11 protein-coding genes are annotated in these 17,645 nt (G+C 70.2%); 4 read left to right on the forward strand and 7 right to left on the reverse strand.

All coding sequences use genetic code 11. The features are described 5' to 3' along the window. Window positions 1-186 precede the first annotated feature (186 nt). Both MRBLMU1_RS23135 and MRBLMU1_RS23140 read left to right on the forward strand, forming a co-directional pair. Window positions 187-789, forward strand: coding sequence for a YfiR family protein (locus MRBLMU1_RS23135; protein WP_363506366.1), 603 nt, complete (start codon window positions 187-189; stop codon window positions 787-789). Continuing rightward, a complete protein-coding gene (locus tag MRBLMU1_RS23140) occupies window positions 789-2,714 on the forward strand; it encodes an ATP-binding protein (RefSeq protein ID WP_363506368.1) in 1,926 nt (641 codons plus the stop codon). The genes MRBLMU1_RS23135 and MRBLMU1_RS23140 overlap by 1 nt, the downstream gene beginning before the upstream one ends. Before the next feature lie 69 nt (window positions 2,715-2,783). On the opposite strand, the gene MRBLMU1_RS23145 is transcribed toward MRBLMU1_RS23140, so the two are convergent. Together MRBLMU1_RS23145 and MRBLMU1_RS23150 are read right to left on the reverse strand one after the other, a co-directional pair. Further along, window positions 2,784-2,978, reverse strand: coding sequence for a hypothetical protein (locus tag MRBLMU1_RS23145; protein WP_363506371.1), 195 nt, complete (start codon window positions 2,976-2,978; stop codon window positions 2,784-2,786). Between the two features lie 12 nt (window positions 2,979-2,990). Then, window positions 2,991-3,887 (reverse strand): SPFH domain-containing protein, encoded by an 897-nt coding sequence (locus MRBLMU1_RS23150; protein ID WP_363506374.1) that lies wholly within the window; start codon window positions 3,885-3,887, stop codon window positions 2,991-2,993. Window positions 3,888-4,175: 288 nt separating this feature from the next. Here MRBLMU1_RS23150 and MRBLMU1_RS23155 point away from each other — a divergent pair, with 288 nt between their 5' ends. Next, entirely contained in the window at window positions 4,176-5,024 is an 849-nt protein-coding gene (locus MRBLMU1_RS23155; protein ID WP_363506377.1) for a ZIP family metal transporter, read from the forward strand. A 2-nt stretch (window positions 5,025-5,026) separates the two neighbouring features. Here MRBLMU1_RS23155 and MRBLMU1_RS23160 read toward each other — a convergent pair whose 3' ends face one another. From MRBLMU1_RS23160 to MRBLMU1_RS23175, 4 genes are all read right to left on the reverse strand, one after another. Continuing rightward, entirely contained in the window at window positions 5,027-7,333 is a 2,307-nt protein-coding gene (locus MRBLMU1_RS23160; RefSeq protein ID WP_363506380.1) for a Mur ligase family protein, read from the reverse strand. Further along, window positions 7,330-8,295: a class I SAM-dependent methyltransferase gene (locus tag MRBLMU1_RS23165; RefSeq protein ID WP_363506383.1), complete on the reverse strand. Its 966-nt coding sequence runs from the start codon at window positions 8,293-8,295 to the stop codon at window positions 7,330-7,332. Before MRBLMU1_RS23165 ends, MRBLMU1_RS23160 begins: the two co-directional genes overlap by 4 nt. Continuing rightward, window positions 8,292-8,591, reverse strand: a complete 300-nt coding sequence (locus MRBLMU1_RS23170; RefSeq protein WP_363506386.1) for a hypothetical protein — start codon at window positions 8,589-8,591, stop codon at window positions 8,292-8,294. The genes MRBLMU1_RS23165 and MRBLMU1_RS23170 overlap by 4 nt, the downstream gene beginning before the upstream one ends. A gap of 154 nt (window positions 8,592-8,745) precedes the next feature. Beyond that, a complete protein-coding gene (locus MRBLMU1_RS23175; RefSeq protein WP_363506389.1) occupies window positions 8,746-13,014 on the reverse strand; it encodes an ATP-binding protein in 4,269 nt (1,422 codons plus the stop codon). A gap of 222 nt (window positions 13,015-13,236) precedes the next feature. On the opposite strand from MRBLMU1_RS23175, the gene MRBLMU1_RS23180 reads away from it, so the two are divergent. Beyond that, the gene (locus MRBLMU1_RS23180; RefSeq protein WP_363506392.1) at window positions 13,237-15,318 is read left to right on the forward strand and encodes an EAL domain-containing protein; all 2,082 of its coding nucleotides are present in this window, start codon (window positions 13,237-13,239) and stop codon (window positions 15,316-15,318) included. 49 nt (window positions 15,319-15,367) lie between these two features. Here the strand turns inward: MRBLMU1_RS23180 and MRBLMU1_RS23185 are convergent, their stop codons facing one another. Continuing rightward, complete coding sequence (locus MRBLMU1_RS23185) at window positions 15,368-17,539, reverse strand: ATP-binding protein (protein WP_363506395.1); 2,172 nt, start codon at window positions 17,537-17,539, stop codon at window positions 15,368-15,370. Between the last annotated feature and the right edge of the window lie 106 nt (window positions 17,540-17,645).

A 17,645-nucleotide genomic window follows, 5' to 3' on the forward strand; every position in this document is an offset into this window, starting at 1 on the left:
TCCGTCCAGGACAAGGGGTAACTTGCAAGAGAAAATCCGCCGCGCCGGTCCATGGCGCCAGGCTGGATGCGGCTTCGATGTTGTTATTCAACACAAATACGCATGCCCCGACCTTGCACCAGTATAATTTTCCAACGTGATCTAAAAGGAAACAAAATGTCAGGCAAAGTGAGAGGCGCGAACTGGATGCCGACGCGCGCAGCCGCCCTCGCGCTGACCCTGGCGTTGGCAACGCCCTGCGCGCGGGCCCGCATGGCCGACGGCGCCGAGATAGCCGGGATGGCCGGGGCGGCGGCCGCCGTCCACGACGAGCCGGACGCCGCCTCGGCCACCAGCGTGAAAGCGGGCTTCCTGTATAAATTCCTCGGTTATGTCGACTTCCCCGGCGGCCCGCTCGACCCCGGCGCGCCGTACGTGGTGGGCGTGGTCGGCGCCGACGAGATCGCCACCGAGCTGACGCGGCTGACCGCCGGGCGCATGGTCAACAACCACGCCGTGGTGGTGCGCAAAATGCAGGGCGTCGACCCCTCCGGCGGCCTGCACCTGCTGTTCATCGGCGCGACCGAAGGCACCGACGAGGCGGCGCTGGTCAAGGCCGCGCAACAAGCCGGCGCGCTCAGCGTGACCGAATCGGCCACCGGCATCGAATCGGGCAGCGTCATCAATTTCCGGCTGGTCGACGAGCGCGTGCGCTTCGAGGTCTCGCTGGCGGCGGCCGACAGGGGCCGGCTCAAACTGAGCTCGCGCCTGTTGTCGGTGGCGTACGCGGTGCAGAAGGGCGGCGGCTGATGGCGTGGTTGGGCCTGACGTTGGCCACCGTGCGCGCCAGGCTGATCGCGATGGCCCTGGCCACCACCGCCGCCGCCCTGCTGCTGTGCACCTGCGCGATGCTGTTTTACGACCTGCGCACGTTCCAGCGTTCATGGATCGACGACATGCGCACCCAGGCCGAACTGATCGCGCTGGCCAGCGCCCCGGCGATCAACTTCAACGACGCCCCGGCGGCGCGCAAGAACCTCGGCATGCTGCGCATGCGGCCGGAGATCCTGGCCGGCGCCATCTACAACAGTAGTGGCGCGATGTTCGCCTCCTACACCCAGGCGGCGCTGCGCACGCCGGTGTTCCTGGAAAAGCCGGGCCCGCTGGGCCACCAGATCGTCAACGGCAGCCTGACCTTGTACCACCCGATCGTCGAACACGGCGAGCGCATCGGGACGGTCTACCTGGAGGCGCGCTACCGCGTCGGCGAGCGGGTGGCCTCGTACGGTTCGATCCTGGCCGTCGTCATGCTGTGCAGCCTGCTGCTGGCGGCGCTGGTCGCCTCGCGGCTGCAACGCAGCATCACCGCGCCGCTGGAAGGGGTCACGTCGGCCGCGCGCGCCGTCATCCAGCGGCGCGACTTCGGCCTGCGCGTGCCCGGCTCGGCGCCGGGCGAGATCGGCACCCTGGTCGACGCCTTCAACGCCATGCTGGCCGAGGTGGAGAAAAGCGCCAGCGGCCTGCTCGCCACCAACCGCACGCTGGAGCGCGAGATGGCGGTGCGCCAGGAGGCCGAGCGCGCGCTGCTGATCGCCGACCGCCGCAAGGACGAATTCCTCGCCACCTTGGCGCACGAGCTGCGCAACCCGCTGGCGCCGATCAGGACCGGGCTCGACATCATGCGCATCAACCCGGCCGACCTCGGCGCCGGGCAGCGCGCGCGCGAGATCATGGAGCGCCAGCTGCGCCAGATGGTGCGGCTGGTCGACGACCTGCTGGACGTCTCGCGCATCAATACCGGCAAGCTGGCCATCAAGCGCGACCTGGTCGACCTGCAGCAAGTCATCCACGACGCCTTCGAGACCGTGCGGCCGCTGGTCGAGCAGCAGGGACATGTGCTGGCGTCGGCGCCGCTGGCGCGTCCGGTGCTGGTCGAGGGCGACGCCACGCGCCTGACGCAGATCCTGTCGAACCTGCTCAACAACGCCGCCAAGTACACCGGGCGCGGCGGGCGCATCGCGGTCGATGTCGAACTGGAGCCGCAACGCGTGCGCATCCACGTGCGCGACAACGGCATCGGCATCGCCCCGGAGATGCGCGACGCCGTGTTCCAGATGTTCGTGCAGGCCGACGCCTCGCTCGAGCGCACCACGGCGGGCCTCGGCGTGGGCCTGTCGCTGGCGCGGCGGCTGGCCGAGCTGCACGGCGGCGAGCTCAGCGTGCACAGCATGGGCCTGGGCTACGGCAGCGAGTTCGTGCTGACGCTGCCCTTGCCCACGCACGCCGAGGCGCCGCCGGAGCCGCCCGCCGGGCCGGCCGCCCCCGGCCAGGCGGCCGTCGGCGGCAGCCGGCGCATCCTGCTGGCCGACGACAACATCGACTTCGTCAACAGCCTGGGCGCGTTGCTGGAATCGCACGGCCACGTGGTCTCGGTCGCCTACGACGGCCAGAGCGCGCTCGACAACGCGGCCGCGTTCCTGCCGGAATTCGCCTTCCTCGACATCGGCCTGCCGTCCATCAACGGCTACGACCTGGCGCGCGCGCTGCGCGCCCTGCCCGCCCTGCGGCACACCGCGCTGGTGGCGGTCACCGGCTGGGGCCAGCAAAAGGACAGGGATCTGGCCAAGGAAGCGGGCTTCGACGCCCACCTGGTCAAGCCGGTCGGCTTCGAACAGATCGAAGCAATGCTAAATGCCAAAACCCCGGGGGTCAGTGCCGACATTCGGACAAACTGAAAAAAACGAGAACTTTTCAGCGCGCAAAAAGTTCCCCAATGTCCGAATGTCGGCACTGACCCCCGGGGGTTATTCCTGCTCCGGGTCGTCGGTTTTGTCCTTGTCCTCTTTGATCTTCACGCCGCGCCGGGCGAGGCCCTCGCGCAGCAGGAACTCGATTTCCGCGTTGACGCTGCGCAGGTCGCGCGCGGCCAGGCGTTGCAGCTCCTCCCACAACGCGGGGTCGATACGCAGCGGATAAGCTTTTTTCCCGGGACTTGCCATGCTCGTTGACCGCTAGTTGTAGAGGGTGCCGGTGTTGATGATCGGCTGGGTTTCCTTGTCGGAGCACAGTACCACCAATAAGTTGCTGACCATCGCCGCCTTGCGCTCGTCGTCGAGCTCGACGATGCCGCGCTCCGACAAGCCCTTCAGCGCGGATTCGACCATGCTGACGGCGCCATGCACGATCTTGGCGCGGGCGCTGATGATCGCCTCGGCCTGCTGGCGGCGCAGCATGACCTGGGCGATCTCGGGAGCGTAAGCCAGATGCGTGAGCTTGGCGTCGACCACCTGTACGCCGGCCTCCTCGAACCGCGCTTGCAGCTCGCACTTGAGGGCGTCGACGACCACCTCCATGCCGCCGCGCAGCGTGGTCTCGCCCTGGGGCAAATCCTCGGCCTCATCGTACGCATACTGGGAGGCGAGATGACGCAGCGCGGCTTCGGCCTGGATCGCGACGTAGCGTTCGAAATCGTCCACCTCGAACACCGCCTGGGCGGTGTCACGGACGCGCCAGACGACCGCCGCGCTGATCTCGACCGGGTTGCCGCGCTTGTCGTTGACCTTGAGCGTGGGCGCGTTGAAATTGCGCGCGCGCAGCGACAGCCGCCGCTTGACGTACAACGGGAACGCCCAGCGCAAGCCTTCGCTGCGGTCGGTGCCGATGTATTTGCCGAACAGGGTGAGGATGGCGCTCTCGTTGGGCTGCAGCATGAACAGGCCCATCAAGAAAAACAGTCCGGCCAGCAACAGCAATATCGCTCCGAAGAGTGCGGAAAAGCCGCCGTCGTCCCCGATCGCCGTCTTGAACAGGAACCCGCCGCACAACAGCAAAACAATGCCGACGCACGCGGCCAGGTAGCCATTCGTCGATGAGAACGCCGTTTCGCGGCGAGTGTTTGCACCATTCATGTTCGATTGCTCCTCAGGTAGATGACATCAAAGTGATATCACTTTAGGATCACCTTAGATTATTGTCAAGCATTTTCGGCAACGGGCGAAGGCGCGGCGGCTAAACAAAGCCATGCGAGCGCCGTCTTACATCTGCAAGCGTTGCGCACCGATAGACGCAGCTTTGCGGCCGCCCTAAGATGGCTGCGCCAACCAGGAGAAAAACATGTTTGCCGACCCAACGGGCGTACGCCGAAAGAATTAAACTCCATGCTGAGATCCGGCCTCCGCCCAACGTGGCGCCTCGCCATGGGCGCCTTCATCGGCGTGCTCGGCACGCTGCTGCTCACGCGCGACCTGGCGCTGGCGATCGCCTCGCTCCCGTTGCCGGCGCGGCAGGCGCTGACCGCCGGCCTGTGGGCGGCGGCGGCCACGGCCGCCGGCACCCTGCCGGTGCTGCTGTCGCAAAAGTTTTCGCAACGCAGCTATGACGCCGCGCTGGGCCTGGGCGGCGGCATCATGCTGGCGGCCACGTCGTTTTCGTTGGTACTGCCGGCGATTAACGCCAGCAAGGACGCGGGCGCGAGCGCGGCCGGCGCCAGCCTGACGGCCGGCGGCGGCATCCTGCTGGGCATGCTGCTGGTGATGCTGCTCGGCCACCTGGTGCGCTCCGAACAGGTACTGGAAGACGGCGCCCTCGGCGTGGATCCAACGGCCATGACGCGTGCCTGGCTGTTCGTCGGCGCGGTGGCCATCCACAACCTGCCGGAGGGGCTGGCCATCGGCGTCGGCTACGGCGGCGTCGACGCCGGCCGCGCCCACACACTGGCGACGGGCATCGCCATCCAGGACATACCGGAGGGGCTGGTGGTGGCGATCGCCCTGCGCTCGGTGGGCTATGGCCGGGTGTATGCGGCCGCGCTGGGCGCCCTGTCCGGCCTGGTGGAGCCGCTCGGCGCCGTCTGCGCCGCGCTGCTGATGGAGGCCAGCGCCGCCTTCTTGCCGTGGGGCCTGGCCGGCGCGGCCGGCGCCATGCTGTATGTGATCTGCCACGACGTCGTGCCCGAGGCCCACCGCCACGGCCATTGCAAGACCGCCTCCTGCGCGCTGGTGATCGGCTTCATCGTGATGATGGTGCTCGACACCGCCCTGTCCTGACCTTAGGCGCCGCCCAGCTGGCCCTCGATCGCGGCGGCGCCCTCGGCGTCGATGGCGCGCACCGCGTCGATCAGGGTCGAGACGGCGGTGCCGCAGGCAAACACCAGCACGTCGCCCTTGCCGCACTGGCGATAGGCGCCGCGCAGCGCCTCGGCCGCGCCGCCGAACGTTTGCATCCGCTCCACGCCGCCGGCCAAGCCGGCCGCCGATCGCACGCCGTCGCCGATGACGGCGGCCGCCTCGCCCGCCGGACGGCCACGGGCCAGCGACTCGTAGACGAACAGCACGTCGAACGCGGCCGCGCAGGTCTCGCCGATGCGGCGCAGGTCCTCATCGCGCCGGTCGCCCGGCGACGTGATGACCGCCAGCACGCGCGCGCCCGGCACCGGCGCCGCCATGCCGCGCGCCATATCGCCCAGCGCCGCGTACGCGGCCGGGTTGTGCGCGTAGTCGAGCACGATGTGGAAGTCGCGCACCGCGAAGATATTCGAGCGCAAGGGATTGGTCGCGGCGTCCGAGACGAAGCCCGCCAGCGCCATGGCGATATGCGCGGCGCCGAAGCCGGCCGCATGCAGCGCGGCCGTCGCCGCCAGGCCGTTGGCGATGTTATAGCGGGCCAGGCCGCCGATGGCGGCCGGGATGGCGGCCGCGCCGATGACCCGCCGGACCGGCGCGCCGGCGCCCTCGGCCAGCATGATCGTTTCATTTTCCAGCCACACGCCGCAGCCGCCATCGGCCACATGCGCGCGCAACGTGGGGTTGGCGGCGTCCATCGAAAAGAAGATGGCCGTGGCGCCCGGCGCGAGGCGCCCGAGCGCGGCCACGCAATGGCGGTCGTCGGCGTTGAGCACGGCCGTTCGCGCGGCCGCGATCACGGTCGACTTGACCCGCGCCAGGTCGTCGACGGTCTCGACGCCATCCAGCCCGAGGTGGTCGTCCGAGACGTTGAGCATCACGCCCACGCCGCACGTGTCGAACGCCAGGCCGCGCTTGAGCAGGCCGCCGCGCGCGGTCTCCAGCACGGCGAAGTCGACTTCGGGCGAACTGAGCACGGTGCGGTGCGACCAGTAACCGGTGCAGTCGCCGTGGCCGACCATCCGGCCATCGATGAAGATCCCCTGCGTGGTGGTGTAGCCGGCGCGCAGCCACGCCAGCCGCACGGCATGCGCGATCATCAGGGTGGTGGTGGTCTTGCCGTTGGTGCCGGTGACGGCGATCACCGGGATGCGGCCCCGGCCGGGCTGGGCCAGCATGCGCCGCGCCCGCGTGGCGGCGTCGGCGACATCGGCCGCCGCGCCCTCGCCGTCGATGGCGGTCACCAGCGGGCCCGATTCGCTTTGGACGACGCTGACGCGCGCCTCGGCCAGTCCCAGCTTGGCGGCCGCGCCCGCGCACAGGTGGCGCACCTCCGCCGACGCGTGCCTGGCGCCGTCCGGGCCGGTCTGCACGATGGCGAGCGGCCCGTCCTCAAAGCTCTCGATGACCACGTCGCCACCGGCCGCGTGCGCCAGCGCGAAGGCCGCCGTCAACTCGGCCTCGCTGGCGCAGCGCCATTGCCGGTCGTCGCCGGTGGCGTGGCGGCTCTTGACCACCGCCTGCCAATCGTAACGGCGGCCCACGCGCAGCGCGTCCTCCAGCCGGTTGACGGTGGTGCCGGCCGGGACATCGATATGCGCCTCGACCATCAACGCGCGCGCGAGCAGGCGGTCGCGCACGACGGTGTTGGTCAGCAGCGGGGTATCGGCCACCGGCGCGTCGACGAAGCGCCACTGCCGGCTTCCCCACCCGAACTGGACCAGATCGGCGTGCTCGCTGGCGCGCAGCACGGGAATCCCCTGCGCGCGCGCCCGGCCCACCAGTTCGCCGATGCGCGGCGGCAGCGCCAGGCCGGCCGACAGCGCGTGCAGCGCGGCCAGCGCCCCGGCCACGTCATAACCGGCGTATGCTTCGCCGCGCAGGGCGGCGCCGACGATGTCGAGCGCCATCGCCAGCGCCCGCTGCGCCACGTGTTCCAGCGCGTACTGGACCACGACGCGGCGCCGCGCCCCACCGGGCGCCAGCGCTTCCGCGTGGGCGAAATCGAGCACGTGGCCGCACGAGCGCTGCAACTGCAACGCGACCTGCGCGACCAGTTGGCCGAGATCGGCGCTCGCGGACGAAGGCAACGGCAACGACAATTGCCGCGCCACCGCGTCGGCGACGTCGGCCGGCGGCACGGCGGAGTCGTCCACGGAGATGGTCGCGGCGATGCATGGAAAGCGGCTGTACAGGTTGGCCCCGCGCAGCAAGCGCTCCCGGATCAGCTTCATCGCTTACCGCCTTTTCTGGCCAGCAGCATGACGGCGGCGATGCGGTCGACGCCGGCGTAGGCCGGGGTGTCGAGTTCCTCGCCAAACACATCGGGATCGATTTCCTCGTACTTCCACGACAGGCGCGCCGCTTCGAGCAGGACGCCGGCCTGCCTGAGAAAGGGGTCCTCGCCGTTGTCGATCGCCACGCCGGTGTAGAGCAGCAAGGTGCCGCCGGGTGCCAGGCGCGCGATCGCCGCCTCGACGATGCGCAGCGACAAACCCGCGCCCAGTTCGCCGCCGCCGTGGCGGTAGGCGCGCTGGTCGGGATCGAGCAGATAGGGCGGATTGGAGATGATCAGGTCGAACTCGCCGTCCAGCGCCGACAGCATGTCGCTGTGCACGCAAGCGACGTTGGCGGCGCCGGCCAGCCGACAGTTGACCTCGGCGAGCGCCAACGCCCGCCGGTTGATGTCGACGGCGTAGATTTCCGCCTCGGGGAAGCGCTTGGCCAGCATGATCGCGCCCGGCCCCGCGCCGCAGCCGATGTCGGCCGCGCGCCGCACGCCGGCGCCGCCGCCGCCGAGGACGTTATCGAGCGCGTGGCCGGCCGCGCGCACGAAGCGGTAGGTGTCCGGCCCCAGGAACACCGAGTCGGCATCGCCGGTCGGATAGGCCGAATGGAAGTAAAGCTGCGGGCCGATGGTGGCGGCGCGCACGCTGCTGCGCAGGATGCCGGCGTCGTCGCGCAGCACCCCCGCTTTGCGCATCTGCTCCAGGATCGCCGCGTCCATCTGGTCGGCGGTAAAGGGCTTGTTCCAGCCGAACACGTCGCGCAGGCTCGGGGCGTCCTGCGGCGCCGCGCGGCCCACTACGCGGCCGTGGGTGGCCGGTGTGACGGTGGTGAACTGGTAGCCCCGCCGGTGCAGCAGCGCGGCCAGCGCCACCAGCCCGTCGCCGGCGATCGTCGCCGGCGAGGTCATTCGGCACCGCCGGCGCTGCCGGCTTGGGCGCCGGCGCGGCCCTGGGCCGAGGACAGGCGGAATTTGCTGCGGCGGTCGCCCATCAGGTCCTGCAGGGTGCGCACGCTGAGGCCGGTGGCCTCATGGATGCGCACCAGCAGCGCGCCGCTGACCGGCATGCGGTGATGGCGGATTTTGCTGATCACGGGAGCCTGGATCTCCAGCAAGCGCGACAGTGCTGCGTCATTGCGCAGCTGCATTTTTGCCAGGATGGTGTCGAGCATCGCGTTCGGATCGTAGGGTTTGGGCTGAGACATGAAAGCTCCTTGCTAGAAATGCTATATTATTAACATTTTACTAGGCAAAAATGGGCTTTTTCAATCGCGCGCGGCGGTAAATAACAGCGCATGTGTGAGCCACCACACGATACCGGCATTTTCCTTACCGCTTTTGGCCGCGCGCGCCCCCGCGTCAGGGATTTTGCCGGCGCTCGAGCTCCGTCAGCATCCGCAGTATCTCGTCGAAACTGACCGGTTTGGTCAAATGGTGGTCGAACCCGGCCGCGTCCGTTTTGAGGCGGTCGGCGTCCGTGCCCCAGCCCGTCAGCGCGATCAAGGCGACGCCGTCCAGCGCCGGCATCGCCCGCAATTCTCGCGCCACCTCGTAGCCGCTCATGCCCGGCAGGCCGATATCGAGGAACACCGCCTGCGGCGCCAGCGCGCGCGCGGCGGCCAGCGCCTGCGGGCCGTCGTGCGCCACGGCCACCGTATGGCCCTTAAACTCCAGCAAGGCGGTCAAGGTGTCGGCCGCGTCGACGTTGTCGTCGACCACCAGCACCCGCAGGCTGCTGGCCGCGGCCTCGTCGATGCGCCGCGCCACCGGCGCCGGCTGCGCCGGCGCCGACAAGGCCATCGCCTCGGCCGCCAGCGACGGCGTCACCGGCAGGCGCAAGGTGAACGCGCTGCCCTGCCCGGCGCCGCCGCTGTGCGCGCCGACCTCGCCGCCATGCAGCTCGACCAGCCGGCGCACCAGGTTCAGGCCGATGCCCAGCCCGCCTTGGGCCTGGCCCTCGCTGCCGGGCACCTGGGTGAACATGTCGAACACGGTCGGCAAGGCCTCGGCGGGGATGCCGACGCCGTTGTCGCGCACGGTCACCGTCAGCTCGCCGGCCTCGACCACCGCCATCAGCTCGATCGTGCCGCCGTCCGGCGTGTACTTGGCGGCGTTGTTGAGCAGATTGCCGATCACCTGCGCCACGCGGTGGGCGTCGAGCCACACCGGCGGCGCGTTCGACGGCGCCGACACCAGCAGCCGGTGGCCCTTGGCGTCGATCAGCGGCATGCTGATCTCGACCGCGCCGCGCACCACCTTGTCCAGCTCCACCAGGCTGTGCACCAGCACCTCCTTGCCGCGCGCGATGCGCGCCAAGTCCAGCAAATCGTCCACCAGATGCACCAGGTGGCCGACCTGTCGCTCCATCATCGCGCGCACGCGTTCGAACTCGCCGCGCGCCAGGTCGTGCGCGCGCATCAGCTCCAGACCGCTGCGGATCGGCGCCAGCGGATTGCGCAACTCGTGCGCCAAGGTGACCAGGAACTCGCGCTGCGCCTGGTTGGCCTGCGACAGCTCGGCCGCCATCGCGCGCAACTCGTGCTCGCCGCTTTTCTGGTCCGACACGTCGAGCGTGACGCCGTCGAAATGGGCCACGCCGCCACCCTCGCCCTCCGTGCGCTGGCACCACGCGATCATGCGTATCCAGCGCGCCGACGCCCGTCCCGCCGCCGGCGCGGCGGTCAGCGCGACGCGGAACTCGTCGTCGTAGGCCACGCCCTCGATCATCGCGCTGTGGAAGTCGCCTTCGACGCGCGCCCGGTCCTCGTGGTGCACCCGCAGATAGAACTGTTCCATCGGCACCGGCCCCTCGGCCGGCAGCCCGAACTGCGCGCGCAGCTGCGCGTTGGGCTGCATCAGCGACAGCGGCGCGTCGGCGTACCAGACGCCGATGCCGCTGGCGCGCGTGACGTTGGCGAAGCGGTCCTGCAGCAGGCGCCGTTCGTGGACGTCGACCAGCGTGCCGATGTGGCCGAGCAGCTTGCCATCCTGGTCGAAACGCGGCGCGCCGGCGTCGATCATCCAGCGGTAGGCGCCGTCGCGGTTCCTGAGGCGGTAGTCGACGGAAAACGGCGCGCCCTTGCCGAAGGCGGCGGCGTAGGCCGCATCGACCCGGGCGGCGTCGTCGGCGTGGATCAGCTCCAGCCAGCCGCGCCCCAGGTCCTCCTGCAGCGAACGGCCGGTGTAGTCGGACCAGCGCTGGCTGAGGAAGTCGCGATGGCCGCGCGCGTCGGTGGTCCAGATCATCGCCGGCGAGGCGTTGACCAGCGACCGGAAATATTCCTCGCGCTGGCGCAGCGCGATGGTGGCCTGGCGCCGCTCGCGCGCCAGCTCGATGTGGTTGCGGATGCGCGCCAGCAGCTCGTTGGCGGAGAACGGCTTGACCAGGTAATCGTCGGCGCCCGCCTCCAGCCCCTCGATCTTGGCCTCCTCGCCGGCGCGCGCCGACAACAGGATGATCGGCAGGCCGCCAACCGCCGGGTGCTCGCGGATGCGCCGCATCAGGCCGAAGCCATCGAGGCGCGGCATCATCACATCGCTCAGTAGCAGGTCGGGCGGATCGCGCAGGATCGCTTCCAGCGCCGCCTCGCCGTCGGCGCAGGTCTCGACGAGGTACTCGCGCTCCAGCAGCGAGCGCACGTAGCCGCGCATGTCCTGGTTGTCGTCGGCGACCAGGATGCGGGCGCGCCGGGCCACGGCGGGCGCCGGCGCCGGCGCCGCCTCCGCGTCGGCGGGCGGCTCGCCCGGCAGCCAGCGCAGCGCCTCCTCGACGAAGGCGGCGCCCATGCGCGCGCCGTCGCCGCGATCGGGCAGCGCCACCACGTACTGCTGCGGCAGATGGCCGGCGCCGAACGGAATCTCGACATGAAAGGCGGTGCCGACGCCGACCTCGCTCTCGACATCGATGCCGCCGCCGTGCAGGCGCACCAGCTCCTGGATCAGCGCCAGGCCGATGCCGGTGCCTTCGTAGCTGCGGCCCCGCACACCCTCGACGCGGTGGAAGCGCTCGAACACCTTCGGCAGTTCGGCGGCCGGAATGCCGCTGCCGGTGTCGCGCACCGTCAGGCGCGCGGTCCGGCCGTCGGCGCCGGGCGCCAGGGTCACCGTGACCGCGCCCGAGAGCGTGAACTTGAAGGCGTTCGACAGCAGGTTGAAGACGATCTTTTCCCACATGTCCAGATCGACGTAGACCGGCGCGTGGAGCGCGGCCACCTCGACCCGGTAGGCCAGGCCGGCCTTGTCCATCGCGGCGGTGAACACGCTGGCCAGGTCGGCCGTCACCCGCGCCAGGTCGACCGGGGCGTAGCGGGCCTGCACCCGGCCGGCCTCGATGCGCGAGAAGTCCAGCAGCGAGTTGACCAGCTTGAGCAGGCGCAGCGCGTTGCGGTGGGTGACGTCGATGCGCTCGCGCTGGCGCGGCGCCAGCGGCTCGCCGGCGTCGGCCAACGCGTCCTCCAGCGGTCCCAGGATCAGGGTCAGCGGGGTGCGGAATTCGTGCGAGACGTTGGAGAAGAAGGCCGTCTTGGCCTTGTCGATTTCGGCCAGCGCGGCGGCGCGGCGCTGCTCCTGCTCGTACGCCAGCACGTTGCCGATGGCGGTGTTGAAGGCCGCGCGCAGCAGTTCATAGAAATTGCGGTAGTCGTCGTCGAGCGCGCGCCGGGCGCTGACGCCGGCCACCAGCATGCCGTAAGGCTGGTCGCCGCCCGCCACGAACAGCGGCAGCACCATGGCGCCGGCGGGCGCCTCCGGATACGGCGCGCAGTCGAAGGCGCCGAAGCGGCGCGCCAGGTCGTCGACGTGGCGGCCTTCGGCCGATGCCAGCGCGGCGGCGAAATCCCAGCCGGTATCGGTGCCGGCGGCGGCATCGGCGGCCACCTCGGCCGGCGCCAGCGCGCTCTCGGCGGGCAGGCCGGTGCGTCCGCGCAGGCGCAGCGTCGGGCGCCCGTGCCGCGCGCCCTCGCCCGCCCCGGCGTCCACCAGTTCGTACAGCAGCATGAACGGCAGGTCCAGCGCCATCGTCTCGCCGTCCGGGGCCATCAGCCCGGCCAGCTCGGCGATCGTGCGCGAGCGGCCGATGCGGCCGGTCAGGTCGCGCAGGTTCTGCGTGCGGCGGGCGTTGAGCACCTGCGCCGTCGATTCGGTGATCGGATGGAAAATGCCGCCGACGTTGCCCGATTCGACCCGGATCGGTGAAAACGAGAATGTCATGAACGCTTCTTCGAGGTAGCCGTAGCGGTCCAGGAACATGCGCTGGTCGCGGATGTAGACGCCCTCGCCGGTGTGGGCGCGGTCGAAGGCGTCGCCGACCACCGGCAGCGCCGTGGCCCAGCAGATCTTGAACGGCGCGCCCATCGATTCCGGGTGCTTGGCGCCGCAGATCGGACGGTAGGCGTCGTTGTAAATCTGGATGTCGTCCGGCCCCCAGGCCACCAGGATCGGGAACGTCGACGACAGGCACAGGCTGACCGAGGTGCGCAGGCTTTGCGGCCAGCCCGAGAGCGGCCCCAGCGCCGTGGCGGACCAGTCCATCGAGCGGATCAATTGCCCCATCTCGCCGCCGCCGGACAGCCAGCCCAGGTCGTCCGCCGCCTCCGTCACACCGGTCCCCGCCGTCGCCTGCCGCTCCATCTTCCCCCCGAATGCCTACTCGCCGGCGGGCCGCGCCCGCCCTACACCCGGCAGTATAACCGGCCGCGGCTGTTTGGAACCGATCGGCGGCCCAACAGCGCGACGGCGCGTCGATGGCGCCGGCCGGCCGCCTTTCCGCTTGTTCGTTTGCGCTGCCTCAATCGCGCGCGCGCAGGGCGGCCCAACATCATTGGTATATATGGTGGAACGAGCGAGGCTTACATGGACGAGCACGAATTACGATCCCAGATGGCGATCGAGGCGGCCGGCATGGCAATCTGGGACGCCGCCGTCGTCAACGGACAGGTGATCGAGGGCACCCTCCACTGGTCGGCGGCCGGCGCCGCCCTGCTGGGCTTGCCGGCACACGAGGCCGACCAGCCCTTCGCGCAGTTCCTGGCGCTGGTGCACGAGGACGGACGCGACGCGCTGCTGCGCGCCCTGCAGGACGCCGTCGACGCGCCCGGCGGCGGTCATGTCGACCACCGCGTGCGCCTGGCCGGCGGCGCGGCGCGCTGGCTGAGCGCCGAGGCCAGGGTGCTGTGCGACGAACACGGGCGGCCACAGCGCACGCTGGGCCTGATCCGCGACATCACCGGCGCGGTCGCACAGGAACGCGTCGCCGACGAGCGCGAGCGCATGGCCGAGGTGACGCTCGATTGCATCGGCGACGGCGTCATCACCACCGACGAGCATGGCGCGACGCGCTACATGAACCGCGCCGCCGAGCGGCTCACCGCATGGACGCTCGAACGGGCGGCCGGGCGCGACATCGGCGAGGTGCTGCCGCTGGTCGACGAGGCCGACGGCCGTCCGCTCGAACACACCGTCTACAAATGCCTGCTCAAGCGCGAGGCGGTGGGCCTGCCGGCGCGCGCCATGCTGGTCACGCGCGACGGGCGCCGCATCGCCGTCGAGGACACCACCGCGCCGATCCGGCTGGCCGACGGCGAGATGCTGGGCGCGGTGGCCGTGTTCCGCGACGTCACCCACCAGCGCGCGCTGTCGAGCCAGTTGTCCTGGCACGCGACCCACGACGTGCTGACGGGCCTGTGCAACCGGCGCGAGTTCGAGCGGCACGTCGCCCACGCGCTGCACGTGTCGAAGCAGGACGAGCACACGCACGCGCTGCTGTACATCGACCTCGACCGCTTCAAGCTGGTCAACGACAGCGCCGGCCACGCCGCCGGCGACGCGCTGCTGCAGATCCTGGCCAACCTGCTGCAGCAGAAGATGCGCGAGAGCGACGTGCTGGCGCGGCTGGGCGGCGACGAGCTGGGCGTGCTGCTGGGCTATTGCCAGCTCGTCCAGGCGCGCCTGATCGCCGAGGACATCCGCCAGCTGGTCAAGGAATTCCGCTTCGTCTGGGACGAGCACAGCTTCGAGATCGGCGCCAGCATCGGCATGGTCGAGATCAGCGCCGACAGCAAGTCCGTCAGCGACCTGCTGATCGCCGCCGACGAGGCCTGTTATCTGGCCAAGGACGAGGGCCGCAACCGCATCCACGTCTACTCGGAGGGCGACGCCATCCTGGCGCGGCGCCACAGCGAGATGATGTGGGTGCCGCGCCTGAACGACGCCATCCAGCGCGACGGCTTCGAACTGTACGCGATGCCGATCGCCGGCTTGCAGGGCGACCGCCGCACCCACGAGGAGATCCTGCTGCGCCTGAAGGACGACGCCGGCGCGGTGATACGGCCGGACCGCTTCATCCCCGCCGCCGAGCGCTACCACATGATGCCGACCTTGGACCGCTGGGTCATCCGCGCCGTCTGCCGCCACATCGCCGACCAGGCGCCGGCCGGGGCGCCGGAGCATGGCGCGGCGCCGCCGATGTTCTCGGTCAACCTGTCGGGGCCGTCGATGAACGACGACACGCTGCACCAGTTCATCATCGACCAGTTCGTCGACAACGGGATCGACCCGGCCCGGATCTGCTTCGAGATCACCGAGACGGCGGCGATCCGCAACCTGCCGAAGGCGCAGGACCTGATGGCGCGGCTCAAGCTGCTGGGCTGCCGGTTTTCGCTGGACGACTTCGGCAGCGGCCTGTCGTCGTTCGGCTATCTGAAATCGCTGCCGGTCGATTTCCTCAAGATCGACGGCTCCTTCATCCGCGGCATCGCGCAGAACCCGGTGCACCGGGCGATGGTCGAAGCGATCCACAAGGTCGGCCAGGTGATCGGCATCCAGACGATCGCCGAATTCGTCGAGGACACGGTGACCCTGGACGTGGTCAACAACATCGGCATCGATTACGCGCAGGGTTACGCGGTCGGCCGCGAGCGCGCGTTGCACACGTAGGGCGGATTAGCGCAGCGTAATCGGCCATGCATGCGCCGCCGGCAGCCCCTCACCCGGCGGCGCCGGCCGCCCGCCCGAGCTCCTCGGCGCTGGCCGGCTTGGTCAGATGCAGGTCGAACCCGGCCCCGGCGGCCCGCTCGACATCCTCCTTCTGCCCGTACCCGGTCAGCGCCACCAGCCGCAGCGGCGCCGGGCCCTGCGCGCGCCGCAGCGCCGCCGCCAGCGCGTAGCCATCCATGTCCGGCAAGCCGATGTCGAGGATCGCAACCGCCGGCGCGAATTGTCTGAACTGCGCCAGCGCCGCCTCCGCGCTGTGCAGCACGCGCACCTCGTGTCCCAGCTGTTCCAGCAACGCGGCGGCGGAAGTGGCGGCGTCGACGTTGTCGTCCACCAGCAGCACGCGCACCCCGGCGCAGGCGCCGCGCGGCACGTCCGGCGGCTCGGCCTCCGCCGCCTCGCTGAGCGGCAGCAGCACCTCGAAGCGGCTGCCCAGGCCGGGACCGGCGCTGTCGGCCGTGACCGTGCCGCCGTGCAGCTCGACGAGCTGGCGCACGATCGCCAGCCCCAGGCCCAGCCCGCCGGTGCGGCGCTCCAGCGTCTGCGGCGCCTGCATGAACGGCTCGAACACCCGCGCCAGCAGGTCGCGGCCCATGCCGATGCCGTTGTCGCTGACCACCAGGCGCGCCCGGCCGCCGTCGGCCGCCAGCGACACGCGCGTGTCGTCGCTGCCGAAGCGCACCGCGTTCGACAACAGATTGTTGAGCACCTGGGTCAGGCGGCTGTCGTCGCCGCGCACCCACAGCGCCGGCGGCGCCGACAGCATCACCGGTTGCGGCGAGGCCGCCACCGCGTGCCGCACGACGTCGGCGAAATTGACTTGTCTGGCGTCGATGCGCAACTTGCCCGAGGTGATGCGCGAGACGTCGAGCAAGTCATCGACCAGCCGCCGCAGGTGGTTGGTCTGGCGCCGCATCACCGCGCGCTCGCGCCGCGCGCCCGGCTCGTCGCGCATGTCCATCAGGTCGAGCGAGGTGACGATGGGACTGAGCGGATTGCGCAGTTCGTGGCCCAGCACCGCGAGGAACTCGTCCTTGGCACGGCCCGCCTCGCGCGCGCGCGTCAGCGCCTCCTGCTGGCTCTCCAACGCCCGCTTCAGCGAGTCCAGCAACAGCGCCCGCTCCCGTTCCTGCGCGGCGCGCTGGCGCTCGGCCTCCTCCAGCGCCGCGCCGATCAGCTGGAACTCGGCGATGCGCGACGGCACCACGGTGACCGGCGCGCCGGTGCCCAATGCCGCCGCGCCCGTTTGCAGCCCCTTGATCGTGGTGACGATGCGCGCCGACAGCAGGGAGGCGATGCCGATGCACGCGCCTAGCGAGGCCAGGATGCCGGCGCCGTAGACCGCCAGGCGCTGGTAGGCGGCGCTGCGCAATTGCGCCGCCGGCTGCCCCACCACCACCGTCCAGCCGTAATGCGACAAGGTGGTGTAGGCCGAGACCAGCGCCTCGCCCTCGAGCGTGGTGGCGGTGCCGACGTTTTCGGACTTGGCGCTGCCGATCAGTTGCACCAGCGACGCGCTCGGCACGCCGGCGACCGTGCCGTCGTGGTCGCGCGACCGCGCCACAAACTTGCCGGCGGCGTCGAGGATGGAAATGACCGAGCCCGCCGGCATGCTCTGGCGCTGGATCATCTGCACGACGCGGTCGGGGCGGATCACGGCGGTCAGGGTGTACAGCTCGCCGTCGTCGTCGATCACCGGGATGCGCACCGGGAAGGCGGCCCGCCCGCGGGGACCGCGCAGGATCTGGCCCACCACCGGCTGGCGCGTGGCCAGCACCCGTTTCAGGCTTTCGGGATCGACCACCCTGGGCGGCGCGGCGCCGCGCCCGGCCATGGTATTGAACAGCACCTTGCCCTTGTCGTCCGTCAGGATCATGCCCTGCCATTCGGCCTGGTTCTCCGCCAGCCCGTATGCGACATCGAAGAAGCCGTCGACGTCGCCGGCCATCAGCGCCGGCGCGCGCGCGGCGCTGGCCAGCATGGCGACCGAGGCGTCGAGCTCGGCGTCGACCGCGCTCGACAGCGCGCGCGCCAGGTCGAGCATCGATCTTTCCTGCTCCCGCTGTTGATACTGGCTGGCCGCGTGGATGCTCCACACGCCCAGCAAGGCCATGGGCAGCAGTCCGATCGCGGTCAGGATGATAAGCAGGTGCCGAAGCGACAAGGTTCGCCTGGTGAGAAAAGACATAGAAAGCGTGTTGGATGGATCGAACTTGCCAATCTACATCAAAGCAAACTGAACAGGGGCGCGGCGCGAAAAAAAACCCCGT

It is taken from the genome of Burkholderia sp. LMU1-1-1.1 (assembly GCF_040675865.1).
Taxonomy (GTDB): domain Bacteria; phylum Pseudomonadota; class Gammaproteobacteria; order Burkholderiales; family Burkholderiaceae_D; genus Rugamonas.